This is a genomic window from Shinella agrisoli (assembly GCF_046557955.1).
Taxonomy (GTDB): Bacteria; Pseudomonadota; Alphaproteobacteria; order Rhizobiales; family Rhizobiaceae; genus Shinella.
Genome location: NZ_JBJIEP010000032.1, coordinates 25,944 through 50,022, shown reverse-complemented (window position 1 = coordinate 50,022; position 24,079 = coordinate 25,944). Strand labels below are relative to the sequence as shown.

21 protein-coding genes are annotated in these 24,079 nt (G+C 68.1%); 11 read left to right on the top strand and 10 right to left on the bottom strand.

The annotated features are described in order from the left end of the window. The 9 genes from ACIIOY_RS24315 to tolA form a co-directional block, all read right to left on the bottom strand. Positions 1-285, bottom strand: a 285-nt coding sequence (locus ACIIOY_RS24315; protein ID WP_411037262.1) for a hypothetical protein, incomplete at its 3' end; no start/stop codon positions are given. A 56-nt stretch (positions 286-341) separates the two neighbouring features. Continuing rightward, positions 342-1,142, bottom strand: a complete 801-nt coding sequence (locus tag ACIIOY_RS24310) for an ATP-binding cassette domain-containing protein (protein ID WP_411037261.1) — start codon at positions 1,140-1,142, stop codon at positions 342-344. 40 nt (positions 1,143-1,182) lie between these two features. After that, complete coding sequence (gene fhuF, locus ACIIOY_RS24305; protein ID WP_411037260.1) at positions 1,183-1,899, bottom strand: siderophore-iron reductase FhuF; 717 nt, start codon at positions 1,897-1,899, stop codon at positions 1,183-1,185. Then, positions 1,896-3,878, bottom strand: a complete 1,983-nt coding sequence (gene fhuB / locus ACIIOY_RS24300; protein ID WP_411037259.1) for a Fe(3+)-hydroxamate ABC transporter permease FhuB — start codon at positions 3,876-3,878, stop codon at positions 1,896-1,898. Before fhuB (ACIIOY_RS24300) ends, fhuF begins: the two co-directional genes overlap by 4 nt. Next, a complete protein-coding gene (locus tag ACIIOY_RS24295; RefSeq protein ID WP_411037258.1) occupies positions 3,878-4,762 on the bottom strand; it encodes an ABC transporter substrate-binding protein in 885 nt (294 codons plus the stop codon). The genes fhuB (ACIIOY_RS24300) and ACIIOY_RS24295 overlap by 1 nt, the downstream gene beginning before the upstream one ends. A gap of 13 nt (positions 4,763-4,775) precedes the next feature. Continuing rightward, positions 4,776-7,181, bottom strand: coding sequence for a TonB-dependent siderophore receptor (locus ACIIOY_RS24290; protein WP_411037257.1), 2,406 nt, complete (start codon positions 7,179-7,181; stop codon positions 4,776-4,778). A 157-nt stretch (positions 7,182-7,338) separates the two neighbouring features. Continuing rightward, positions 7,339-8,295, bottom strand: a complete 957-nt coding sequence (locus tag ACIIOY_RS24285) for a FecR family protein (RefSeq protein WP_411037256.1) — start codon at positions 8,293-8,295, stop codon at positions 7,339-7,341. An 87-nt stretch (positions 8,296-8,382) separates the two neighbouring features. Further along, positions 8,383-8,886, bottom strand: coding sequence for an RNA polymerase sigma factor (locus tag ACIIOY_RS24280; RefSeq protein WP_411037255.1), 504 nt, complete (start codon positions 8,884-8,886; stop codon positions 8,383-8,385). A 341-nt stretch (positions 8,887-9,227) separates the two neighbouring features. Beyond that, positions 9,228-10,010: a cell envelope integrity protein TolA gene (tolA, locus tag ACIIOY_RS24275; protein WP_411037254.1), complete on the bottom strand. Its 783-nt coding sequence runs from the start codon at positions 10,008-10,010 to the stop codon at positions 9,228-9,230. Positions 10,011-10,503: 493 nt separating this feature from the next. On the opposite strand from tolA, the gene ACIIOY_RS24270 reads away from it, so the two are divergent. The 7 genes from ACIIOY_RS24270 (at position 10,504) to ACIIOY_RS24240 (ending at position 19,230) form a co-directional block, all read left to right on the top strand. Then, on the top strand, positions 10,504-11,016 hold the full coding sequence (locus tag ACIIOY_RS24270) for an RNA polymerase sigma factor (RefSeq protein ID WP_411037253.1): 513 nt from the start codon (positions 10,504-10,506) through the stop codon (positions 11,014-11,016). 96 nt (positions 11,017-11,112) lie between these two features. Beyond that, complete coding sequence (locus tag ACIIOY_RS24265; RefSeq protein ID WP_411037252.1) at positions 11,113-12,084, top strand: FecR family protein; 972 nt, start codon at positions 11,113-11,115, stop codon at positions 12,082-12,084. Positions 12,085-12,300: 216 nt separating this feature from the next. Continuing rightward, entirely contained in the window at positions 12,301-14,694 is a 2,394-nt protein-coding gene (locus ACIIOY_RS24260) for a TonB-dependent siderophore receptor (protein WP_411037251.1), read from the top strand. A 47-nt stretch (positions 14,695-14,741) separates the two neighbouring features. Further along, positions 14,742-15,608: an ABC transporter substrate-binding protein gene (locus tag ACIIOY_RS24255; RefSeq protein ID WP_411037250.1), complete on the top strand. Its 867-nt coding sequence runs from the start codon at positions 14,742-14,744 to the stop codon at positions 15,606-15,608. After that, a complete protein-coding gene (fhuB, locus tag ACIIOY_RS24250; RefSeq protein WP_411037249.1) occupies positions 15,598-17,604 on the top strand; it encodes a Fe(3+)-hydroxamate ABC transporter permease FhuB in 2,007 nt (668 codons plus the stop codon). Before ACIIOY_RS24255 ends, fhuB (ACIIOY_RS24250) begins: the two co-directional genes overlap by 11 nt. Beyond that, complete coding sequence (locus ACIIOY_RS24245) at positions 17,601-18,416, top strand: siderophore-interacting protein (RefSeq protein ID WP_411037248.1); 816 nt, start codon at positions 17,601-17,603, stop codon at positions 18,414-18,416. The genes fhuB (ACIIOY_RS24250) and ACIIOY_RS24245 overlap by 4 nt, the downstream gene beginning before the upstream one ends. A gap of 130 nt (positions 18,417-18,546) precedes the next feature. After that, positions 18,547-19,230: a type 1 glutamine amidotransferase domain-containing protein gene (locus ACIIOY_RS24240; protein ID WP_411037247.1), complete on the top strand. Its 684-nt coding sequence runs from the start codon at positions 18,547-18,549 to the stop codon at positions 19,228-19,230. Between the two features lie 83 nt (positions 19,231-19,313). Here ACIIOY_RS24240 and ACIIOY_RS24235 read toward each other — a convergent pair whose 3' ends face one another. After that, positions 19,314-20,300, bottom strand: a complete 987-nt coding sequence (locus ACIIOY_RS24235; RefSeq protein WP_411037246.1) for a LysR family transcriptional regulator — start codon at positions 20,298-20,300, stop codon at positions 19,314-19,316. Between the two features lie 176 nt (positions 20,301-20,476). On the opposite strand from ACIIOY_RS24235, the gene ACIIOY_RS24230 reads away from it, so the two are divergent. The 4 genes from ACIIOY_RS24230 to ACIIOY_RS24215 are packed head-to-tail and all read left to right on the top strand — an operon-like array spanning position 20,477 to position 24,079. Next, positions 20,477-21,682 carry an ABC transporter substrate-binding protein gene (locus ACIIOY_RS24230; protein WP_411037245.1) on the top strand — a complete coding sequence of 402 codons (1,206 nt, stop codon included), beginning with the start codon at positions 20,477-20,479 and terminating at the stop codon, positions 21,680-21,682. Between the two features lie 16 nt (positions 21,683-21,698). After that, complete coding sequence (locus tag ACIIOY_RS24225) at positions 21,699-22,484, top strand: ABC transporter ATP-binding protein (RefSeq protein WP_411037244.1); 786 nt, start codon at positions 21,699-21,701, stop codon at positions 22,482-22,484. A gap of 1 nt (position 22,485) precedes the next feature. After that, the gene (locus tag ACIIOY_RS24220; protein WP_411037243.1) at positions 22,486-23,187 is read left to right on the top strand and encodes an ABC transporter ATP-binding protein; all 702 of its coding nucleotides are present in this window, start codon (positions 22,486-22,488) and stop codon (positions 23,185-23,187) included. Positions 23,188-23,191: 4 nt separating this feature from the next. After that, positions 23,192-24,079, top strand: coding sequence for a branched-chain amino acid ABC transporter permease (locus ACIIOY_RS24215; protein WP_411037242.1), 888 nt, complete (start codon positions 23,192-23,194; stop codon positions 24,077-24,079).

Sequence of the window (24,079 nt, the reverse complement as noted above, 5' to 3'; positions counted from 1 at the left end):
ACCCAACGGGGCTTTCGTGTTTCTATCCTCCAGATCCTTGGCGGTAAAAACCGCAAAGTCGATCTTCTCCTTCTGATGATGCCCTGCGCGCATCGAGGCGCTGTAGTCCTGGAACTCCTTCATCGAAGCGAGGATCGTCGCGAGACGGCCGTGGGTCGTCAGGTCCGCAGACCCGTCGGGGGAGGGTGCGATGATCACCTTCTGCACCGGTTCTCTCACCACGTTGAAGTTGCCCTGCACGGCATCAGCAAATGAAGGCAGAACCAGCTTCGCAAAAGCCGCCAAGATGTATCAGGCGGCGTATCGGAATACCTGGGACCGCATGGGGGCTTGGCGGACTCTCAGCAGGGCAGCGCTACGGGGGTGCCGGTGTGCGGGTGGGCCATGACTGTCATGTCCACGCCGTAGATGCGCTTCAGCTCCCCTGCCGTCATGATCTCTCCGGGCGATCCGCGGGCGATGAGCTTTCCCGAATGCAGCGCGATGACGTCGTCGCAGAAGCGCGCGGTGACGTTGACGTCGTGCAGCACGACGATCACACCCAGGCGCTTTTCGTGCGAGAGCGTGCGGACAAGGGACATGACCTCGATCTGGTGGGCGATGTCGAGCGCGGAGATCGGCTCGTCGAGGAGCAGGCATCCGGCGTCCTGCGCCACCAGCATGGCGATCCACACGCGCTGGCGCTCGCCGCCGGAGAGCGTGTCGACCAGGCGGTCCGTGAAGGGTGCGATGCCGGTCAGCTCGATCGCCTCTTCCACCTTCTCGCGGTCTTCCCTGCCGAAGCGGCCGAGCGCGCCGTGCCAGGGGTAACGCCCCATGGCGACGAGCTCTTTCACGAGCAGGCCGGAGGCGGGGGGCGTCTGCTGCGGCAGGTAGGCGAGGCTGCGGGCGAAGGCGCGGTCGCCCCATTCCGGCAGCGCGCGCCCCTTGAAGCGGACGGTGCCGCCGGTCGCGGGCTGCTGGCGGGCGAGGATCTTCAGAAGCGTCGACTTGCCCGACCCGTTGTGGCCAATCAGGCCGATGACCTTGCGCTCGGGGATCGTCAGGGTCAGCGGCTCGATGAGCGTGCGCTGCGGCGTCGAGAAGGATACGGCATCGAGCTCGAAAAGGGGCGCGGAAGGTGCGTCTGGCAGCGTTTGCATGGTCACGATCGGTCCGGGTGGATGGGACGGCATTGCGGTTTCAGGCCTTGCGGATGTCCGGCAGGGGACAGAGGCTGCCGCAGGCCTCCTCGCCGGGCAGCAGGTAGCGGAGGCAGCAGACCCGGCGGCGCCGGACAGGCACGCCGTTTTCCAGAGGATAGCGGACCTGCCCGAACAGCGGGTTGCGTCTTCCGTCCGGCAATGTTTGCGCTTTCAGCATCGCAAGGCCGTGTTGCAGGACCCTTCCCGATGCCGCGCCGTCCGTACCGGCCTGGAAGAGGGACCATTCGAGGACCGTGGCCGCGTTGCTCCACAGGAGCCGCGCGGTCACGCCGAAGGCTGACGACATCGTCTCTATAAAGGGTATGAGATGATTCTCAAGCAGAACCGACAGCGGCGCCGGGCCTGCCTCGTCGATCGGCTCCCCGTCGCTGGCGAGAAGGAAGGCGGCCGGCGTTCCGTCCTCCGCGGCCCGCAAGCGGACGCGCGTAATTTCGACGGGCAGGGTGCGGCCGAGCCGTGCGGCCACGGCCACGGTCGGAACGATGAGGGCGGCGAAATAGTACTGCGACCAGAGCGAGACCGCCGCGCGCCGGTCGGCCGCGCTGAACGGGGTTTCGAAACGCGCGACAAGCGCTGCGATCCGCGGCATGTCGAGCGGGCGGACCGCATCGGCATCGTCTCCGCCCGCAAGCTCCAGATGGCCGCCGTACCATTGGAAGGGCGGTGCGAAGGCCCCGGCAAGGGAGGCGATCATCGCGCGCCCCTGTTCCGCCAGAGCAGCCAGACGAGCACCGGGCTGCCCGTGACGGCGGCCAGCAGGCCGGCGGGGATCTGGCGGGGGAAGGCGACCTGCCGGCCGAGCCAGTCGGCGAAAACGAGGATGGCGGCGCCGGCAAGCGCGGCGCCGAGGATTTCGCCGGCCGCCCGGCGTGCGCCGGCCGCCCGCGCGATCACCGGCGCCAGCAGGCCGACGAAGGTTATCGGGCCGACGACGAGGGTCGCCGTGCCGGTGGCGCCGGCGACCAGGAGGAGCATGGCCAGCCGGCCCGCGGCCATCTTCATGCCGAGCGCCCGGCCGACGGGCTCGCCGAGCGGCAGGATGTCGAGCAAGCGCAGGAGCGGAACCGCCGCGGCAAGGGTGACGCCGGCCGCCGCCGAGACGAAGACCGCCCGGTCCATGCCGACGCCGTAGGTCGAGCCGGCCATCCAGACGAGCAGCCGCGAGAAGCGGGGATCGCCGCTCGCAAGCAGGATCGAGACGAGCGCGGACATCGCCGTGGCGAGCGTCAGGCCGACGAGGACGACGCGTTCGGGGGAAAACCCGCTCCGGCGGACGAGGGCGAGGAGCAGGACGACGACGCCGAGCGCGCCGGCTGAGCCGTAGAGCGCCTGGACGCCCGGCCCCGCAGCCGGCGACAGGACCATGGCGGCGATCACCCCGCAGGCGGCGCCCGCGCTGACGCCGGCAAGCTCGGGCGCGGCGAGCGGATTGGCCGTCAGCCTCTGGATCACCACGCCGGCCGCGGCCAGGAGCACGCCGCAGGCGGCTGCGGCGAGGATCCGCGGCAGGCGCAGGGCGAGGATCAGGCCGGGATCGGAAAGGTCGACGAAGACCGGTCCTTCGGCCGTCCGGCCCAGGGTCGCCGCGAGCAGGACGATCACGGAAAAGGCGGCCACCCCGGCCGCCAGGGTCAGCGCAAGGTTCGTCCGCGCCGGCATGCCCTGCCTGAGAACGGGCGGCCGGGCGGCAAGCGGGCGCCGCGCGAAAAGCAGGAGAAAGGCTGCGCCGGCCAGCGCCGTCGCCGCACCGGTCGGTATTCCTTCGGCGGCGCCCGAACAGGCCGTGACGGCGGCATCGGCGAGGAGGAGCAGCAATGCGCCGGCCGCCGTCGAGCCCGCGAGCTGCTGCGGCAGCGTGCGCGCGCCCGCAAGACGGGCAAGCGCGGGCGCGGCAAGTCCGAGGAAGGCGAAGACGCCGACGGCTGCCGTGACGATGGCGGCAAGCACCGCGGCGGCGGAAAGGGCAAGGCCGCGCACCAGCGCGGACGGCAGGCCGAGCGCCTGCGCCGCATCCGGCCCGAGCGCGAGCACGGTGAGCGGCCGCATCAGCAGCAGGAGCGCGACGGCGGGGAGCGTGAGCTTGACGGGCATCGAGGCCGCGACGGCCCAGCCGTTCTGCACCAGGGAGCCTGAGCTCCAGATGAAGAGGCTCGTCAGGTAGCGGCCGTTGAAGAGGATAAGGACATTGGCGGCGGCGGCGGCCGTCAGGCCGATGGTCAGCCCCGCCAGAACGACCGTCATCGGCGAGGTTCCCCGCCGCAGCGAGAGAGCCGCCATCAGCGCCATGACGAGGGCGGCCCCGGCAAGCGCGGCGGCATCCCGCGCGAAGACGCCGGCCTCCGGCACGGCGAGCAGCAGGACGACGAGCGCAAGCTGGCTGCCGGCGGAAAGGCCGAGCGTGCCCGGCTCGGCGAGGGGATTGGCGAAGACGTGCTGCAGCACCGCTCCGGCCATGCCGAGGGCCGCGCCCGAGGCGAGCGCGACGACGATCCGCGGCAGGCTGTCGTAATGGAACAGCATCTGGCGGATGTCGCCCGCATCGGGCGAAAAGGCCGCGCCGGGCCAGAGGGCGACGGGGAGCTGGCCCGCGAGGTTGGCGGCGGTCAGCGCCACGGCGGGAAGGGCAAGAAGAACGCCGAGAAGCGCGGCGCCCGACAGTCGCGCCGCCCGCATCACGGGTCACCCGCGGCGGCGAGCAGCCGTGCGAAGCGCCCGGCCGTCGGCAGGGCCCCGAACGGGGTCACCGACGCGATGCCGGCGACGCGGCCGGCGCGCACGAAAGGCAGCGCCCGCCACAGCGGGCTTGCGGCGAGGTCGGCCGGCACGCCCGGCGCATTGTTCTCGATGAAGACGAGCCGGGCGTCCTTCCGGTCCGCCAGCTTGTCGATGCCGACGACGTCGAACGTGCCTTCGTCGGCCCAGGCATTGACGAGGCCCACCCGGTCGAGCACGTCCTGGAAGAGGTTCGACCGGCCGTAGACCCAGACATGCCGGTTGTCCACGAAGGTCACGAGGAATACCGGCTGCCCGGCGCGGCGTATAAGACGCCGCCGCGCGCCGGCGATGTCCGCTTCCACGCCGGACACGGCGGCATGCCCGGAGGCGGAGCGGGCGAAGAGGCGTGCGAGGTCGAGGAGGACGGTCTCGAAATGCGCGTATTCCCGGATGCCCGGGGCCGGCGTCATGGTCAGCGCCCGAAGCGGCGCGATCATGGCGAGGCGGTCGAGGTCGGGCCGCTCCTCGGGCGTGAGGATGAGGTCGGGGCGAAGGTCGGCGAGCAGTTCCACGTTCGGCTCGGCCTCGGTCCCGAGGTCGACGACACCGTCCGGCAGCGGGGGCTCGACCACCCAGCGGCGATAGGTCGCCGGGTCCTGCATCGCCAGCGGTGAGAGGCCGATGGCGAGCAGCGTTTCGACGATGCGGTGTTCGAGCGCGGCGATGCGGAGCGGCGCCTGTGCGGAATGCGCGTGCGAACGGCCGGCGGGCGCGGCGGCCAGCGCCGCCGCGCCCAGCATCCGGCAGAAGCCGCGACGGCTGCAATGCCGTACCGTCGGCATCAAGCGGCGGTCCTCACCACCTGTATTTCAGCGTCGCCGTGATGTTGCGGCCTTCCCCGTAGAAGCAGCCCTCCCAGAACGAGCACGTCGAGATGTATTTCCTGTCGAAGAGGTTGCGCGCGCTGACGGTGAGGTCGAGGCCGGCGAGATCGGGGTACTTCTTGCCGAAATCGTAGGTGAGGCTCGCATCGAAGAGCGTGTAGGAGGGCACCTCGATCTCGTGGTTGGAGCCCCAGACCTTTCCGCGGTAGCGCACGCCGATGCCGGCGCCGAGGCCGGCCGCAGCGCCGTCCTCCACGGTATAGTTGGCCCATAGCGAGACCTGATGCCTCGGCGTCAGGAAGAGCGGCTTGCCGAGATCGGGCTTGTTGCTCTTGGTGATCTCGGAATCGAGATAGGTGTAGGCGCCGACGAGATCGAAGCGGTCTGTGAGGCTGATCTTCGCCTCGGCTTCGAGGCCGCGCACCCGCGCTTCGCCGGTCTGGGTCTGGGCCCAGGGGTTGTTGGCCGGCGGGTCGAGATCGGGCGTCAGGATGTTCTGGCGCTTCAGGTCGAAGAGCGAGAGCGCGAAGAAGCTCTCGCCGCCGGCGGGCTGGTACTTGATGCCGACCTCGTATTGCTGGGCGGTCGTCGGCTTGAAGGGGTCGCCGTTGCCGTCGAGCCCGATTTCCGGGTCGAAGGACGTGGAATAGCTGACATAGGGCGCAAGGCCGTTGTCGAAGAGGTAGGTGAGGCCGACGCGGCCGGTGAAGGCTTCGTCCTTCTGCGTCGTGCTGACGGAGGACAGGCGGTCGGTGGTGATGCCCTCGGCCCAGTCGTAGCGCCCGCCGAACGTCAGCCGCCAATTGTTCCAGGCGATCTGGTCCTGCGCGTAGAGGCCGAGCTGGCTGGCGGTCTTCAGCTCGGAAATGCCCGGCAGGAGCGGCCCGATCGGCGAGCCGTAGACCGGATCGAAGGCGTCGATCGGATCGAGCGTGGCCGAGGCGAAATACCAGTCACTGCGGGAGCGGGAATAGTCGAGGCCGAGGATCAGCTTGTGGGCAAGGTCGCCCGTGTCGAACTCGCCGATGAGCTGGTTGTCGATGCCGAGCGTGCCGATCTCGTTGACGTCGTGCCAGCCCGTGCGGTCGACCGTGCGCCCGTCGAGGGCGAACGAGCCGTAGTCGTAGGCGACGAGCGTGTAGTCCTCGGTCTGGTCGACATGGGTGTAGCGCAGGTTCTGGCGCACGCTCCAGGTGTCGGTGAAGCGATGCTCGAATTCGTAGCCCAGCGAATATTGCGACCGGTCGAAGCCGTCGAAACCGGGTTCGCCGAGGAAGCGGTCGCGCGGGACGGTGCCGTGGACGCTGTCGAAGATCGTGCCGTAGGGCGGCAGCGGAACGGGACGGAGCGCATCCTTGTCGCGCTGGTACTGGCCGAACAGGGTGAGGGTTGTATCCGCGTCGGGAGACCAGGTCAGCGCCGGGGCGATGAAGAGGCGGTCGTCGCCCTGGAAGTCCATCTGCCCGTCGGCGGAGCGTCCGAGGCCGGTCAGCCGATAGAGAACCGTGCCGTTCTCGTCCATCGGCCCGCTGAAGTCGAACGCGGCCTGCAGCCGGCGCGGATCGCCGAGCGTCAGCTGGACCTCCCTGAGGGGATCGGCGCTCGGCCGCTTGACGACCTGGTTGACGATGCCGCCGGGGGAGATCTGCCCGTAGAGGACGGACGCCGGGCCTCTCACGGTCTCGATGCGTTCGAGGCCGTACGGCTCGACGCCGAGCTGCGCGCCGACGATATAGTCTCGGTATTGCCGCGTGCCGTCCAGGAAGAAGGGCACCTGGAAGCCGCGCATGAAGACGTAGTCCTGCTCCGGGTTGAAACCGTAGCTGCCGACGCTGACGCCCGGCGTATAGGTCAGCGCGTCCTCGAGCCGCTGGGCGCCCTGCTTCTCGATCTGCTCGCGCGTGACGACGGAGATCGACTGCGGCGTCTCGACCAGCGGCGTGTCCGTCTTGGTGCCGCTCGCGCTGCGCGTGGCGACGAAACCGTCGACCGGCCCCCAGGCCGTCTCGCCGGTGCCTTCAACGGTGATGCGCTCCAGAAGGGTCGCGCCGTCCGCGGGCAGTCCCGCCGCGTCGGCGCGTGCTTCGGTGATGAGGATCGAGGTGGAATCGGTGAAGGAATAGACGAGGCCCGTTCCGGCGAGCAGGCGGGCGATCGCCTGCTCGCGCGTCGCCGGTCCCGAAAGGCCGGGCGAGGTCTTGCCGCTGGCGATGGCGGCTTCATAGGCGATCTGGGTTCCCGATTGGCGGCCGAAGGCGGCGAGTGCGCCGGCAAGCGGGCCGGCCGGAATGGAATAGGTCTGCGCCTGCGCGAAGGCGGGCCTGCCGCCCGGAAGTGCCGCCGTGAAGGCCTCTGTCGCCAGCAGGGCCGCAAGCAAGGTCCTTTGGCCAAGGCCTGCAAGCCCGTTCCACCGATATTCCCGTCCCATCGAAATGCCGCTCCGTCCTGAACCGTTTGGAGGGCTCATTGCCTGCCGGTCATGCGCCCCTATTGGGGCTTTACGAACGGGGATCGGTTTTTTTCCCTTTTTTGTTCTAAACGCGGGAGATGACGGTCATGAAGGGGGTGATCCTGCGCACGCGCGCGCCGAAGGGCCGCACGACGGCCTCCAGCGCGCGCACCGGATCGCCGAGGTCGAAGACGCCGCTGACGACGCGGGCGCCGAGGAAGGGATCGGCGACGACGACCTTGCCGGGATGCCAGCGGGAAATCCGAGCGACCAGCGCGGAGACGGTTTCCTGCTCGGCGACGATCATGCCGCTGCGCCAGGCGGCGATCTGCGAAGCATCCCGCCTGCCGCGGCCGGCTATGCCGTGCGTTGCGGGGTCGAAGACGATCCAGTCTCCGGCGCCGAGCTCCTCGCCGGCCGGTCCCTCGGCGATGGCGGCGGCAACCCTTCCGTGGTTGACCGAAACGGAGACGATCCCGGCATCGTCGGAGACGTCGTAGGCGGTGCCGAGCGCCGTGGCCGTGACCTCGCCCGAAAGGACCGAGAACGGACGCGCGGCATCGCCCGCGACGTCGAAATAGGCCATGCCCGCGAGAAGCCGGACGGTCCGGCGTGCCGGCGCGTAGTCGATCCCGATCGCGCTTGCCGGCCCGAGCGTGACGACGCTGCCGTCGGCAAGCTCGATCCGCCGGATCTCGCCGGTCGAGGTGACGTAGTCCGCCCTCAGCTCGACCAGCAGGTCGGGAAGGACCAGGGAGCCGGCGGCGAGCGCGCCCGTTCCGGCCAGGGCGCCGATCATCAGCGTGCGGCGCGTGACGCCCCGCGGCGGGCGATCGGCCCCGTCGTAGCGCTCCGCCAGGACCTGCCCCGCCATGCCGTGGATCTCGGCAACGCGCGCCCAGGCCTGCCGGTGGGCGGGGCTGCGTGCGATCCATGCCCGCACCAGGCCGACCGAAACGGGGTTTTCCGGATCGCCCTGGAGGCGGATGGCGAGATCGGCCGCTTCGCGAAACAGCTGCCGGTCATCGGGCGCCTCGTTCATGCCTGTCCTCGTTGCGGATCCGTCCCGGTGGAGACGCTCATGTTCGTTTTACGAATGGGAGGAGCGAATTTTCCCGCCGGGCTTCTATCAGATGCCGCGCAGGCGCGCATCGATATGTTCGTAGGCGTTCCGGATCAGGACCCACGTCCGCGTGGTGGAAAGGCCGAGCGCCTGCGCCGTTTCGGAGATGGTCAGTTCTCCCATGCGGTGCAGCTCGAATGCGCGGCGCGTCCTTTCCGGAAGCTCGGCCAGCGCCGCCTCGGTCAGGGCGAGCCGCTGACGGTCGTAGACGATCGTCTCGGCGGAGGGGGAAGGGTCGGCGATGGCGGCGAAATCGCCCTCGGCGAGGTCCACGCGGACGAGCAGGCGCTCGCGGCGCTGGTGGTCGATCCTGAGATTGCGGGAAATCCGGTAGAGGTAGGCGGCCGGATTGTGGGCCGCCCTGTTTTCCGGGGGCGGCGAGACGAGCACGCGCAGGAACGTGTCCTGCGTGATGTCGGCGGCCGTTTCGGCGTTCAGTCCCCGGCGGCGCAGGGACCGGGCGATTTCCCTCGCGTGGCGCCGGAAGAGCTTCTGGATGTCCCAGCTCATCGGGAAATATCCTCCGCCTTGCGGCCGGTGCCGCGCGTCGTCCGAACGGCCGGGGCATCGCAGGAGTGTCGTCGATGCGGGTTCAACGCGATTTCTCGCCTCACTGGTTGGTCGTCACCAACCGTTTGGCTCAACACCGATTTGCGCACAAGATCAACGAATTGCGGTGCCGGGAGCGGGAAGGGAGCGATCCTTTCGCGCTGCCGTCAAAACCTTCTTGGAAAGCTCATATTATTCGGGCGGATAGCCTGTCCCGGCGGATAAACCCGGCGGATTGCGCGCAAGCAAATTCCTGGCTGCATGTTGCGCGAATGCCACACAAGGGGAAACGGAAATGGCTGTCAGCGCTTGATCGTGAAATCGACCGGCACGGTGACGAGCGTGTTGATGTCGGAAGGAGGCTTTGGCAGCGGGGCGGCGCGCTCCAGGAGGGCCATGACTTCCTCGTCGAGCGCGGAGATGCCGGAGGAGCGGACGATCTCGGGCATCAGCACCTTGCCGTCGGGCGCGACGGCGAAGCGGACATGGACGATGCCCTCTTCCCGGCGGGAGAGGGACGAGCGCGGATAACGCTTGCGGCGTTCGAGATGCGTCGACAGGCGGGCCAGCCACCGCTCCTGCGCGTCGACGTTCCGGCGCACGCCGCGCGAGGCCGCGAAGGCGAGGGTGGCATCCACCTCGCCGGCCATCCGCAGGTCCTCGCCGATGGGGATATCGGGCCGAGGTTCGTCCTCGAGGCCCTTGGCGGTTGCGAGCTTCGTCTTGTCGCGGGCCTTTTTCTCGGCCGTCCGTCGCTCCGGCTTCGGCCGGCGCACCGGGACGGGAACGGAGTCCGGCAGCTCTTCGAGCTCGAGGAGCGTGTCGGGCTTGGCTGCCTCGTCGGGAATGTCGAGATCGTTCTTTTCCGGGGCCGCGTCGTCCGGCGCGAGCGAGGCGCGGTCGCCCTTGCGCACCTCCTGCGGCTTGTCCTCCTGCAAGTCCGGGTCGGCCACGAACGCGACCATGATCGCCATCGGCTGCGGCTCCGGCATGTACGGCTCGACCGGTGCGAGCAGGAGGGTGATCGCCGCCGCGGCGCCGGCGTGCACGGCCAGGGACAGCAGCAGCGCGGAAGCCGGCGGCAAGGCCGTCCGCATCCGCCGGGGCCGGGCAGGCCGGGGGAACGTCCTCCGTTCCGGCTGGACCGATCCTGCGAAAATGACCGCTTTCGCTGTCGTCATGGGAATTGCACATCAAGAGAGTTTCCGGCGGCGGGATGCCGCCGGTACATGCCTTCGAGCCGGGCTCGCTTAAATCATGACTTGAAATATCATGTTTTTAAGGGCGCGCAAAGTTTCGTTCTCCGCTCCATGGCCGCGGTCGTTGCCGCAACTGCGGATGGCCGCCGGCCATCGGCCCGTTGTCGCAATTATGCAACTCTCCCCTTCAAATTTCACGCAGCCCCGCACGGGGGCAGATGGCCGCGCGCTGCGCAACGGCAAGAAAATCAAGCACTAAACATGATTGTCGAAGGAAGGTTTCTCTGCCCGTTTAGAACGTTTATAACCTATTGTCGTTGAAGGCGTTTTCCATTTGGGCAATACGAGGCTTGGTGTTGACGGTTTCCGGATGCCCGGTGTGGAAAAAAGCAAGCTCACGCGATTCCTTGAGGCTTTCCTGGCGCTGAAGCCGCGGCTTTCGGCGTCGGCGCGGCTGCGGACGGGCTCGAATGCGGTTGCCGACGACCTGATCCAGGACACCTGGATGAAGCTTGAACGCGGCGCTTCGGAGAACATCGCGAACACGGCGGGCTTCGTCAGCCGGGTGGCTCACAACGCCACCACCGATTATCTGCGCAAGGAGCGCCGCCGCCTGACGCTCGACGGGGAGCTGGCGGATCTCCTCGGCGAGGGTATCGACGACCTTTCGCCGGAACGCCACCTGATCAGCCGGCAGAACCTCCGCGCGGTCCAGGCGGCCCTCGACACCCTTCCGGAAAAGACCCGCAGGATCTTCCTGATGAACCGGCTGGAGGGCATCTCGCACCGGCGGCTTGCCGAACGCTTCGGGATGAGCGAGGAAGCCGTCTACTATCATATCCGCCGCGCCCTGGAGAAGCTCGCCACGGTTCGTGATGACCTGGGCATCTGACCAAGCCGATTTCTTTAGGTAAAATTCCGTTTCGCGCGTCTATAAGACGAAGGCGGCCGGAAGCGCCGCCTGCGTGAACCTTTGGCAAGTCTCAGCATGGACGAGAACCGGGACAGATTTGACGAGGATCGGCGCATCGATCTCGATGCGCGGGACTGGATCGTGCGCCTGACGTCCGGCCGGGTCAGCGAGGGGGATCTGCAGCGCTTCAAGGCCTGGCGCGATCTGTCCCCGCGGCATGCGGAGGCGTTCCGGCGCGAAAGGCTCTTCTGGAGCGATCTCGGCGGCCTGCGCGAGGATCATGCCGATCGGGCGCCGGCCATGCATTGTCCCCCTTCCGCCGGACGGCGCGCTTTTCTGCTGGGGTCCGGCGCCGCGGTTGCGGCCGGGGTGGCGGCCCTTGCCCTGCCGGGTCTCCAACGCTGGTGGCGGACGGACCTGCGCACGGCGGTCGGCGAGCAGGCAAGGCACGAGCTTCCCGATGGAACGGTGGTCACGTTGAACACCGACAGCGCGCTCGCCGTCGATTTCGGCCCGGCGATCCGCCGTGTCGAGCTGCTGGGCGGAGAGGCCGAGTTCAGCGTGGGCAAGTCCTCGGGCGCGATCTTCAGCGTTTCCGCCTTCGGCGGCCGCACCGAGGCCGGCAGCGCCGTTTTTTCCGTAAGGGCGATCGACGACCTGGCCACCGTCACGGTGGCAAAGGGCAGCGTTCTCGTCTCGTCCCCGTCTTCGACCGATGGCGCCGACCGGCTGGACATCGCCTCCAACGAGCAGGCCAGCTACTCGGCGGGCGGACGCCTTGGGCCGGTAACGCGGGTGGATGTGGAAAGGGAACTTGCCTGGAGAAACGGCAAGGTCATCTTCGAGGGACGTCCGTTCGCAAGCGCGATGGCCGAGCTGGGGCGCTACCTGCCTGAGCGCATCGCCTATGCACCGGGTGCGTCCTCCAATGTTCCGGTGACCGCGATGTTTTCCACGTCCGAAGCGCTGGAAGCGGTCTATGCGCTTGCACGCACGCAGGGCCGGACGGTGCGCCGCATCCCGGGCGTCCTGGTGCTCATCACGTAGATTTTCTCGAAAAACTTTGTCGCCGCTCTTTAGGTGCCGGTCCGGCCTGCGCGTCATAGACACGAAAAGAGGGGATCGAACCTGCTGCCCGCGGCGGCCGCGGCCGGTCTCCTTCCGTCTTGAATTTCGGTCTGTGGGGATGGCATGCGTAAGAAATCCGGAACATGGTGCAGAAGGGGAACCGCGTGCCGTGCGCGCCTGACTGCGATGGTGGTTGTGACGACGGCGCTTTGGGCCGGGGCGGTTCCGTTCGTCCTCCCGCCGCAGGTCGCCGCCGCTCAGGCGGCGCGCACGCATGCCTTCGACATCCCCGCTCAGCCCCTCGATCAGGCCTTGCGCACGCTCGCAAGGCAGACCGGCCTCCAGATCGCCTACCAGACCTCGATTGCATCCGGCGCGATGGCGCCGTCCGTCACGGGCACGATGACGGCGGAGCAGGCGCTTTCCCGGCTGCTCGCCGGCTCGGGGCTCTCCTACGCATTCACGGGCGCGAACACGGTCGCCATACTCGGCGGCGGTTCGACGGTAGGCGCAGCGACGGTCGCCGACGGATCCACGGTCCTCCAGACGATCACCGTGGACGGCCAGGCAGCGGGGCTGACCGACGGCTACGTCGCCACTTCCGGCGTGACGGCGACCAAGACCGATACGCCGCTGATCGAGGTGCCGCAGTCCGTCAATGTCGTGACCCGCGACCAGATCGACCGGCAGGGCGCGCAGAACGTCACCGAAGCCACGCGATACACGCCGGGCGTCGTGGCGACTTTCGGCGACAGCGACAGCCGCAACGACGTCCTCCAGTCGCGCGGCTTTTACGTGCGCTACAACCTCAACGGCTCACGTTTGCCCTACGGTGCCTATAGCGCCGCCCTTGCGCGGATCGAGCCCTACAGCCTGGAGCGCATCGATGTGCTCAAGGGGCCTTCTTCCGTCCTGTACGGCCAGAATCTTCCGGGCGGCCTCATCAACATGACCACGAAGATGCCGACCGAGACGCCGCTGCGCGAGATCGCCGTCCAGGGCGGCAGCCATGATCGCAAGCAGGGGATGTTCGACTTTTCCGGCCCGGTCGACGAGGACGGCCAGTTCCTCTATCGCCTGACAGGTCTCGCCAGGGACGCGGGCGGGCGGATCGATTTCGGCCACGACGAGCGCCAGTTCATCGCCCCGGCCTTGACCTGGCGGCCGACGGAAGCGACGTCGCTGACCGTCTACGGGCAGTACCAGAAGGACGACACGATCTCCGACTACATGAGCCTGCCGGCGGCCGGCACCCTGCTGCCCAGTCCGCTCGGCAAGTTGCCGCCGAGCCGCTACGCCGGCGAACCGGGCTACGACGGTTACGAGCGTGAACAATACGCTGTCGGCTACAACTTCAGGCATGAATTCGACACGGATTGGACGCTGCGCCAGAACCTGCAATTCAATAGCGTCGACATCGATACCAAGGCGAGCCCTGCGGCAGCGCTGGTCGCTCCGGGAGAGGTGATGCGCGTCGCCACCCGCGGCATCGGGGCAGCCGATACCTTTACGGTCGATACGAACCTGGAGGGGCGTTTCGAGACCGGGGCGGTCGAGCACAAGGTTCTCCTCGGTCTCGATTACCTCCATCTCGACGACAGCTATCGTTTCGCTTCGAACATCTATGGCGGCACCTTCGACCTCTATGACCCGGTCTACGGCGCTGCTGTCCCCACGCTCATCCCGCGCATCGCCTACAACATGGAGCGCCGGCAAGTCGGCCTTTACGCGCAAGACCAGATGCGGTGGAACAATTGGATCGTCACGGCCGGCCTTCGGCAGGACTGGATGAGGGGAAGTTCGCCCCAGGGGCTGAACGTCTCGAGCTTCGATTACGACGACGGCAAGCTGACGGGCCGGATCGGCCTTACCTACCTCTTCGACAACGGCTTTGCGCCCTATGTCTCCTATTCGACGTCGTTCGATCCGATCGACGGCGTGAGCACGACGGGCGGGCCGCTGGCGCCGCTCGAGGGCGAGCAGATCGAGGCGGGCCTGAAGTACCAGAGCGTCGACGGCGATACCTTCGTGACGCTTTCGGCTTTCCAGATCGACCAGGAGAACGTCACGGCTCCCAATCGCACGCCGGGCGGCACGGGCCTGCTGCAAGCCGGGCAAGCACGCGTGCGCGGTTTCGAGATGGAGGCGAAGACCGCGCTGACGCCGGCCCTGAACCTCATCGCCTCCTATGCCTACACGGATTCCGAGATTACCAGGGCCAATCCGGGCGCAGAGTCCCTGCTCGGCAAGCAGCTGGTGATGGTGCCGGATCACCAGGCCTCGGTTTGGCTGGACTATCGGTTCGAGGACGGCGCGCTCGCCGGCCTCGGGCTTGCGGGCGGTCTTCGCTATCAGGGCAAGTCGTATGGCGACGCCGACAACCTGTTCGAGGTGGGCGGCCACGTCCTGGTCGATGCGGCGCTCAACTACGACTTCGGCAAGCTGGATAGCCGGCTCGACGGACTGGACCTGCGCGTCACCGCCACGAACCTCCTGAACAAGGAATATGTGGGCTACTGCCAGAACGCGATGCAATGCTACTACGGCCAGGGCAGGACCATCAACGCCACACTCAAGTACCGATGGTGAACGCGACGTCCGCGGGCCTGGCCCGGCGCCGGGAGGCCCTCAAGGCATTGGCATGGCTTGGCGGCGTCCTTGCGACGGCGGGCGGGGCCCGCGCCGCGCCGGCGCCCCGGCGGATCGTCGCGCTCGATGCGCCCTCGACGGAGATGCTGACGACGCTCGGCATCGCGCCGGCGGGCGTCGCCGGCCTCGACGGCTACAGGAAGGTCGAGGGCGACCTGCCGCTCCTGCGCCACGCCGTGGACGTCGGCTTCTACTATGAACCGAACCTGGAGATGCTGCAGGCCCTGAAACCCGACGTCATGGTCCGCTCTTTCGGCATAGGCCCGTCCGTCGAACTCCTGGAGAGGATCGCGCCGGTGATTTCGGCGCCGGTCTACGGCGTGGCGGGCTCGACGGAGGAGGGCGCCGCGTCCTCCTTCAGGCAGATCGCCGGCCTCACCGGCACGGGCGCGGCCGCGGAGGCGTTCCTCGCCGCCCATCGCTCCCGCCTCGACCGGCTCGCGGCACAGGTTGCGGCAAGGCGCCTGCGCCCGGTGTTCCTGGCGAGCCCGCTCCTCGACGGGCGGCACGTCATCCTCTACGGCCGCAACAGCCTTTTCGATGGCGTGATGCGCCGTGTCGGCCTTCGCAACGCCTATGGCGGCGAGACGAGCCCCTGGGGCATCGCCAGCAAGGGGATCGACAGCCTTGCCGGCATGCCGGACGGCGTTTTCCTCTATATCGAAAGCCCCATCGCCAAGACGGCGATCGGCACCCTCGAGAAAAGCGCGATCTGGCGCAGCCTTCCCTTCGTGCGCGCGGCGCGCGTCCTTCCGGTTCCCTATCTCGAGATGTACGGCGCGTTGCCGACCGCCCACCGCTTCGCCGGCATCGTGGACGGCCTTATCGACCGGGGCGCGCTCGATGCGGGTTGAGAGCGTGCTTCGTCGTCCCGGCAAGCCGGCCCTCGATCGGTCCATCGTGCTTGCCGCCGCCCTGATGGCGCTCGGTGCGGCTCTGTCGGTCGCTACGCTCGCGCGCCTGCTGCCTGTCGCGGAATGGGGACGGCTGCCGGATCCGGATGGCTCCGGCGACATCGCGGTGCTGCTTGCGCGGGACAGCCTGTTTCCCCGCATGGCGATCAGCCTGCTGGCCGGGGCGGGGCTCGCCCTTGCCGGGGTGCTCTACCAGGCGGTGCTGCGCAACCCGCTTGCAGAGCCGAGCACGCTTGGCGTGGCTGCCGGCGCCCAACTGGCGCTCGTCGTGGTGACGCTCTGGTATCCGGCGGCGGCCGGCACCGTCGGGGCGGAGGGCGTGGCGTTCGCAGGATCGCTTGCCGCTCTCCTCCTCGTCATGGCGGTGGGCTGGAGCCGGCAGTTTTCGCCGACACGGGTGATCATCGCCGGCGTGTTCGCGAGCCTTTATGCCGGCGCGGCGTCAGGCGTCCTCGTTCTCTTCAACCAGCACTACCTGACGGGCGTCTTCCTCTGGGGTTCGGGCTCGCTCGTCCAGAACGGCTGGGAGGCGTCGGGCGGTCTCCTGCTGCGCCTTTCGATCGCCGGGCTTCTTGCCGCCGCGCTCCTGCGCCCGCTCCGCCTCCTGTCGATCGGCGACGAGAGCGCCCGTTCGCTGGGCATCGGCGTCGCGCCGCTCCGGGTGGCCACGCTGCTGGTCGCGACCGGCCTTTCGGCGGCCGTCGTGAGCGCCGCGGGCATGATCGCCTTCATCGGCCTTGCCGCGCCCGCCATCGCCCGGGCCGCCGGCGCGCGCACCATGGCCGCCCAGCTGCGGGCGGCTCCTCTCGTCGGGGCCGGCCTGCTCTGGGTGACGGACCAGATGGTGCAGCTTGCGCCGCTTCCGCGGGAAATACCGACCGGCGCGGCCACGGCGCTCCTCGGTGCGCCGCTGCTTCTCTGGCTGCTTCCGCGCATGGGGGCCGAGGGCCTGCCCCGGGCGCAACAGGCCGAGGGACCTCGCCGGCTTCACCGGCCGGACCTGGCCCTTGCCGCCCTTCTTGTCCTCGCCGTCCTGCTATTCCTTTGCGCCCTCGCGTTCGGCCGGGGGCCTGGCGGATGGGCGTGGCTGACGGGGCAGGCCCTGAAGGACATGCTGCCCTGGCGGTGGCCGCGCGTCGTTTCGGCGGGCATGGCGGGGGCCATGCTGGCGGCCGCCGGCGTGGTGATCCAGCGCATGACCGCCAACCCGCTGGCGAGCCCCGAGATCCTGGGCGTCTCCTCGGGCGCGGCGCTCGGCCTCATCGCCCTCCTGTTCCTCGTGCCGGCACCCTCCCACGCCTGGCAGCTTGCGGCGACGACCTGCGGCGCCTTCCTCAGCCTTCTTGCAATCCTTGCATCGGGGCGGCGGACACGGTTCGCGCCCGATCGCCTCCTTCTCGTCGGCATCGCCTTCGGCACGCTGCTGAGCGCCCTGGCGGCCGTGCTGATGGCGAGCGGCGATCCGAGGATGGCCATGCTGCTGGGCTGGATGGTCGGTTCGACCTATGCGGTCACGCAGATGCGCGCCGTCGTCACGGCCGGGGTCGGCGTGCTGCTGCTGGCGCTTCTCGCGCTGGCGGTTCGCCCGCTCGGCATCCTGCCCCTCGGGGAAGGCGTGGCATCGTCGCTGGGAATGCGCGTCGCCGCCGTCAGGCTGGGCCTGCTGGCCGTCACCGCCGGGCTGACGGCGGCGGCGACGCTTGCCGTGGGGCCGCTGACATTCGTCGGGCTGCTCGCCCCGCACCTGACGCGCCTTGCCGGCTTTAACCGCCCGGCCGACCATCTCCTCGCCAGCAGCCTTGCCGGCGCGGTCGTCATGATCGCGGCGGATTGGGCGGGGCGCTCGGTGATCTTTCCCTACCAGATACCCGCCGGGCTCTTCGCCTCCTTCCTGGCCGGCCCTTTCTTTCTGCTTCTCCTGAGGAGGGAGCGTTGACCAACGACGAAACCAGCGCCGCGCCGATCGTCCGGCCGGAGAACTTCCGTATCGCCACCGTGCTCCGCAGCGAGCGCGTCACGCCGCGCATGCAGCGGGTCTCGGTCCAGGTCGACGACCTGTCGCGGTTCGATTGCCATCCGCGCTCCATGGGGCCGCATGTCCATGCGCTGATCCCGCGCGGCGACCTCGACAGGCAGGAGTGGCCGACGGCCGATGCGCGCGGGCATGCGGTCTATCCGCCCCCGGAGCGCCGCCCCTATGTGCGCACCTACAGCGTCCGCAAGTTCGATTATGCCGAAAACAGCATGGACATCGACTTCGTGCTGCATGGCGACGAGGGCGTCGCGTCGCGATGGGCGGCGGCGGCGCGCATCGGAGAGGAAGTCGGCCTCTGGCGGCCGCACGCGCGCATCCTGGAGGCCGAGCCGAAGCGATATGTGCTTGCGGGCGACCATACGGCGCTGCCCGCGATCGCGTTCATACTGGATCGCCTCCCGCAGACAGCCGCCGGCGATCTGCTCATCATGGTCCCCGATGCCTGGGAGGAGCAGGCGCTGCGCGTGCCGCCTGCCATGACGCTGACCTGGCTCCATGGAGACGCCTCGCAGGATCTCCTGGCGCCGGCCGTGCTGGCGCTGGGCGCGCAGGCCCTTCGCGACGCCTATCTCTGGGTCGGCGCGGAGGCCGCGATCTCGCGCCGCATCCGCGCGTTCGCGAGGCGCGAATGCGGTCTTCCTGCCGAAAGGGCCTATATCCTGAACTATTGGAAGCGCGGCATGGCCGAAGGCAGCTATGACCATGGGGAGTAGGAGGGCGGCGGAGGCCCGTTTCGAGATCACGGGGTCGGCTCGTTTCGTCGGCGGCCTCGATTTGCCTTGACCTTGAAGTCTGCTTCAAGGGTAAGACTGCTCGCGGTTCCAGCGCGAGGAGGTCCTGAGCATGGCGAAACGTGTTCTCCACATTGTCAGCAACGTCGCCCACTATGACGATCCGTCGCATCCGACCGGCCTCTGGCTGTCGGAGCTGACGCATGCATGGGACGTGTTCGAGGCGCACGGCTATGAGCAGCACATCGTCAGCCCCAAAGGCGGCGTGTCGCCGCTGGAGCCGCGCGCCCTCAAATGGCCGCTTCTCGACGCCTCGGCGAAGGCCTGGCTCGACGATCCCGCGCGGATGGCGTTGCTGTCCTCGACCGCGCGGCCCGACGAGATCGCCCCGGCGGATTACGACGCCATCTATTTCACGGGCGGGCATGCGGTCATGTGGGATTTTCCCGACGACGAGGGATTGCAGCGGATCACGCGCGCCATCTGGGAGCAGGGCGGGATCGTCTCCTCGGTCTGCCACGGCTATTGCGGCCTGTTGAACACCCGGCTTTCCGACGGCAGGCTGCTGGTTGCGGGGCGGCGGATAACGGGCTTTTCCTGGACGGAGGAGGTCCTGGCCGGGGTCGCACGCAAGATGCCCTACAATGCGCAAGAGCAGATGAAGCGGCGCGGCGCCCTGTACGCGAAGGCGCTCCTGCCTTTCGTTTCCCATGTCGTCGCGGACGGGCGCCTGGTCACGGGCCAGAACCCCTTCTCGGCCAGGGCGACGGCCGAGAGGGTGGCCGCGCTCCTCTAGAGCCGCGATACGCGCATCCTCGCGCCCAAGCTTGCCGTGCAGGCGATGAAGCAGGCCGATCGGCGGTAGGCCGCGCCGGCACGCTATTCGGCAGGCAATGGTCCCGAAGCGGCCGTGCGGGGCTCCGTGGGGCCTGCATCTTGCACGCCTGCCGCGGATTCGGCCCGTAGGTTGCGCATGAAGAGGGAGGCGTTGGAGCGGACGGTGTTTCCGATATAGCTGATGACGCTGCGGATGCGCGGAACGTCGCGCATGTCCCTGTGGCAGAGCAGCCAGTAGCTGCGCCTGAGCTCCACGGCCTGCGGCAGCACGATCTCGAGCTCCGGGTAGCGCGCGGCGATGAAGTGCGGCAGCACGCACAGGCCGAGCCCGTTGCGCGTCGCCGTCAGCTGGGCGAAGATGCTGGAGCTCTGGAACGCGGGCTTGATGCCGCGGTGCACGTCCCCGAGATAATCGAGGCCCGGGGCGAAGATCATGTCCTCGATATAGCCGATGAAGGGATGGGCGAGGAGGTCGTCGCGCGTCAGGATCGGCGGCATCGCGGCAAGGTAAGGGCGGGCGCCGTAGACATGCAGGCTGTAGTCCAGGATCTTCTCGGCGAAGTAGGGTCCGGCCTTCGGCGGATCGAGTGTGACGGCGACGTCGGCCTCCTTGCGCGACAGCGACATGATCTGCTGGATCGTCACCAGTTCCAGCGAGATCGCCGGATATTGCCGCACGAAGGCCGGCAGCCGCTCGGCGAAGAAGAAGTTGGAAAAGCCCTCCGGCGCGCTCAGCCGCACGACGCCCCGCTGCGAGGTCGCGCCCGAGGCGATGTCGGCCTGCAGCCGCTCCGTCTCGCCCTCGATGCGCTCGGCGGTCTCGACGAAGCGCTGCCCCATCTGCGTGAGGATGTAACCGCGCGCATTGCGCTCGAAGAGCTTGACCTTGAGGGCGAATTCCAGCCGGTCGATGCGGCGCGAGACCGTGGCGTGGCTCGTGCGCAGCTGCCGCGCCGCCGCCGAGAGGTGTCCGGTCCGCGCCACGGCAAGGAAGAACTGCAGGTCGTCCCAGGTAAACTGCGGATGCACGGCTTATGGCTCCGTCTGTTCAAAAATGAACAGGCTTTGTTCGCAAATAGCCAGCCGTCCGCCCTTGTGTCAACGTCGAAATTCCGGAAACTGCACGGCAGGCCAGATGCTTTGAGGAGAGCGTCCGGGCATTTTTGAACAGATTGCACTTTTCATATTCTCTGGGAGGAGAAACCATGCGCACCAGATTGATTGCATCCATGGCCGTGCTGCTCGCAGGCTCGACGGCGGCCCATGCCGACGTTTCCGACGGCGTGGTCAAGATCGGCATCCTGAACGACCAGTCGGGCGTCTACGCCAATTTCGGCGGCAAGTATTCCTTCGAGGCGGCCAGGATGGCGGTCGAGGACTATGGCGGCAAGGTGCTCGGCGCGTCCGTCGAGGTCATCACCGCCGACCATCAGAACAAGCCGGACATCGCCTCGAACATCGCGCGCCAGTGGTACGACACCGAGCAGGTGGACGCGATCATGGAGCTGACGACGTCCTCCGTCGCGCTCGCGGTCCAGGCGATCTCCAAGGAGAAGAAGAAGATCGACATCGTCACCGGCGCGGCCACGACCGAGCTGACGGGCGCCCAATGCAGCCCCTACGGCTTCCACTGGGCCTACGACACCTATTCGCTCGCCGTCGGCACGGGCGGGGCGCTGGTGAAGGAAGGCGGCGACACCTGGTTCTTCCTGACCGCGGACTATGCCTTCGGCTATTCGCTCGAGGAGAACACCGCCAACTTCGTCAAGGCGAACGGCGGCACGGTCTCCGGCTCCGTGCGCCATCCGCTGGCGACCACGGACTATTCGTCCTTCCTGCTCCAGGCGCAGTCCTCGGGCGCCAAGGTGATCGGCCTTGCCAATGCCGGCCTCGACACGTCCAACTCGATCAAGCAGGCGGCCGAGTTCGGCATCGTCGCCGGCGGCCAGCGGCTCGCCGCGCTGCTCTTCACGCTCGCCGAGGTGCACGGCCTCGGCCTGGAGGCGGCCCAGGGCCTGACGCTGACGGAAGGCTTCTACTGGAACCGCACGCCCGAGGCGGCCGAGTTCGGCAAGCGCTTCTTCGACCGCACCGGCGCCATGCCCAACATGGTGCATGCCGGCACCTATTCCGCCGTCACGCAATATCTCAAGGCGATCGAGAAGGCCGGAACCGACGAGACGGAGGCCGTCGCCAAGGCCCTGCACGAAATGCCGGTCAACGACGTCTTCGCCGAGAACGGCAAGGTCGGCGCCAACGGCCGCATGATCCACGACATGTACCTCATGGAGGTGAAGAAGCCCGGCGAGAGCGACGTGGCATGGGACTACTACAAGGTGCTCGCGACCATTCCGGGCGACGAGGCCTTCATTGATCCGGCCAAGAGCGGCTGCCCGCTGGTCTCGCAGTAAGCGGCGGCCCGCGACAGTGACGACGCTCGCCGCGCAACAGAGCAACGAGGATCCGCGGGTGGTGCTGTCCGCCCGCGGCCTCGGCATGAACTTCGGCGCCTTCAAGGCCGTGAGCAACGTGGACCTCGACGTGCACCATGCGCGCGTCCATGCCCTGATCGGGCCGAACGGCGCGGGCAAGACGACGGTCTTCAACCTCCTGACCAAGTTCCTGACCCCGACGAGCGGCACGATCACCCTGCTCGGGACCGACATAACGGGCATGGCTCCGGACCGCGTCGCCCGCATGGGCCTCGTGCGGTCGTTCCAGATTTCCGCCGTCTTCCCGCATCTTTCCGTGCTGGACAACGTGCGCGTCGCCCTGCAGCGGCCGAACGGGCTCGCCACGCAGTTCTGGCTGCCGCTTTCGGCGCTCGACCGGCTGAACGAGCGCGCGGACCAGCTTATATCCGCCGTCGGCCTTTCCGAGGCGCGCGACGTGATGGCGGCGGACCTCTCCTACGGGCGCAAGCGCGTGCTGGAGATCGCGACCACGCTGGCGCTCGACCCGAAGGTCCTGCTGCTCGACGAGCCGATGGCCGGCATGGGCGGGGAGGACGTCGCCGTCGTGGCGCGCATCATCCGCGCCGTGGCGCGCGAGCGGGCCGTGCTGATGGTGGAGCACAACCTGAAGGTCGTCGCCGACATCTGCGACCACGTGACCGTCCTCCAGCGCGGGGAAATCCTCGCGGAAGGCGATTACCGGACGGTGAGCGAGGACCCGCGGGTGCGCGCCGCCTACATGGGCACGGAGGAAGCCTGACATGGGAGCGCTTCTTCAGGTCGCCGACCTGCATGCCTGGTACGGCGAGAGCCATGTCCTGCACGGCGTCGACATGGTGGTGGGAGAGGGAGAGACGATCACCATCCTCGGCCGCAACGGCGTCGGCAAGACGACGACGCTTCGCACGATCATGGGCATCATCCGCGAGCGCCGCGGCGAGATCCGCTTTGCCGGCCGCGACATGCTCTCCGTCCCCCTTCACCGCACCGCCCATGCCGGCATCGGCTTCGTGCCGGAGGAGCGCGGCATCTTCGCCAGCCTCACCGTCGAGGAGAACCTTTTGCTGCCGCCGGTGGTGGCGGACGGCGGCATGCCGCTCGACGAGATCTACGAGCTCTTCCCCAACCTCCTGGAACGGCGGACGAGCCCCGGCACGAAGCTCTCCGGCGGCGAGCAGCAGATGCTGGCGATCGCGCGCATCCTGCGCACCGGCGTGCGTCTCCTGATCCTCGACGAGCCGACGGAGGGCCTTGCGCCGGTGATCGTGCAGCGCATCGGCGAGGTGCTTAGAAAACTCAAGGCGCGCGGCATGACCGTCCTGCTCGTCGAGCAGAACTTCCGCTTCGCCAGCAAGGTCGCCGACCGCTTCTATCTGATGGACCATGGGCGGATGGTGGCGGATTTCCCGGTGTCGGAGCTGCCGGACCGCATGACCATGCTTCACAAGGTGCTGGGAGTCTGATGCCATGACGACGATCTTCGGCATTCCCCTTCAGGCGTTCCTCGGCCAGTTGCTGATCGGGCTGATCAACGGTTCGTTCTATGCGATGCTGAGCCTCGGCCTTGCCGTCATCTTCGGCCTCCTGCGCGTCATCAACTTCGCGCACGGCGCGCAATACATGCTGGGCGCCTTCGCGGCGCTGCTGCTCCTGCAATATCTCGGCGTCAACTACTGGGTGGCGCTCCTCGTCGCGCCGCTTGTCGTCGGCCTCTTCGGGGCGTTGGTCGAGCGCACGATGCTGAGCCGGCTCTACGACCTCGACCCGCTCTACGGGCTTCTCTTCACCTTCGGCCTGGCGCTGACCATCGAAGGCACGTTCCGCTACCTCTACGGCGCGGCGGGCCAGCCCTATTCGGTGCCGCCGTTGCTGGCGGGCGGCACCAATCTCGGCTTCATGTTCCTGCCGAACTATCGCGGCTGGGTCGTCGCCGTTTCGCTCGCCACCTGCCTCGGCACCTGGCTCCTGATCGAGAAGACCAAGCTCGGCTCCTATCTGCGGGCGGCGACCGAGAACACCATGCTCGTGCAGGCCTTCGGCATCAACGTGCCGCTGCTTCTGACCCTGACCTACGGCCTCGGGGCGGCGCTCGCCGCTTTTGCCGGCGTGCTCGCCGCGCCGATCTACCAGGTCTCGCCGCTGATGGGCACGAACCTCATCATCGTGGTCTTCGCGGTCGTCGTCGTGGGCGGCATGGGCTCGATCCTCGGCGCGATCGTCACCGGCTACGTGTTGGGGATCGCCGAGGGGCTGACGAAGGTCTTCTATCCGGAAGCCTCGAACATCGTGATCTTCGTCATCATGGCCATCGTGCTCCTGCTCCGGCCGGCCGGCCTCTTCGGGAAGGATGCCTGA

What these genes read in the sequence shown, in the direction of transcription:
- ACIIOY_RS24285 (WP_411037256.1), bottom strand. Translation starts at nt 8,295, where the DNA reads ATGAACGAGGCGCCCGATGACCGGCAGCTGTTTCGCGAAGCGGCCGAT.
- ACIIOY_RS24240 (WP_411037247.1), top strand. Translation starts at nt 18,547, where the DNA reads ATGGCGAAACGTGTTCTCCACATTGTCAGCAACGTCGCCCACTATGAC.
- fhuF (WP_411037260.1), bottom strand. Translation starts at nt 1,899, where the DNA reads ATGATCGCCTCCCTTGCCGGGGCCTTCGCACCGCCCTTCCAATGGTAC.
- ACIIOY_RS24220 (WP_411037243.1), top strand. Translation starts at nt 22,486, where the DNA reads ATGGGAGCGCTTCTTCAGGTCGCCGACCTGCATGCCTGGTACGGCGAG.
- ACIIOY_RS24310 (WP_411037261.1), bottom strand. Translation starts at nt 1,142, where the DNA reads ATGCAAACGCTGCCAGACGCACCTTCCGCGCCCCTTTTCGAGCTCGAT.
- ACIIOY_RS24215 (WP_411037242.1), top strand. Translation starts at nt 23,192, where the DNA reads ATGACGACGATCTTCGGCATTCCCCTTCAGGCGTTCCTCGGCCAGTTG.
- fhuB (WP_411037259.1), bottom strand. Translation starts at nt 3,878, where the DNA reads ATGCGGGCGGCGCGACTGTCGGGCGCCGCGCTTCTCGGCGTTCTTCTT.
- ACIIOY_RS24295 (WP_411037258.1), bottom strand. Translation starts at nt 4,762, where the DNA reads ATGCCGACGGTACGGCATTGCAGCCGTCGCGGCTTCTGCCGGATGCTG.
- ACIIOY_RS24230 (WP_411037245.1), top strand. Translation starts at nt 20,477, where the DNA reads ATGCGCACCAGATTGATTGCATCCATGGCCGTGCTGCTCGCAGGCTCG.
- fhuB (WP_411037249.1), top strand. Translation starts at nt 15,598, where the DNA reads ATGCGGGTTGAGAGCGTGCTTCGTCGTCCCGGCAAGCCGGCCCTCGAT.
- ACIIOY_RS24280 (WP_411037255.1), bottom strand. Translation starts at nt 8,886, where the DNA reads ATGAGCTGGGACATCCAGAAGCTCTTCCGGCGCCACGCGAGGGAAATC.
- ACIIOY_RS24265 (WP_411037252.1), top strand. Translation starts at nt 11,113, where the DNA reads ATGGACGAGAACCGGGACAGATTTGACGAGGATCGGCGCATCGATCTC.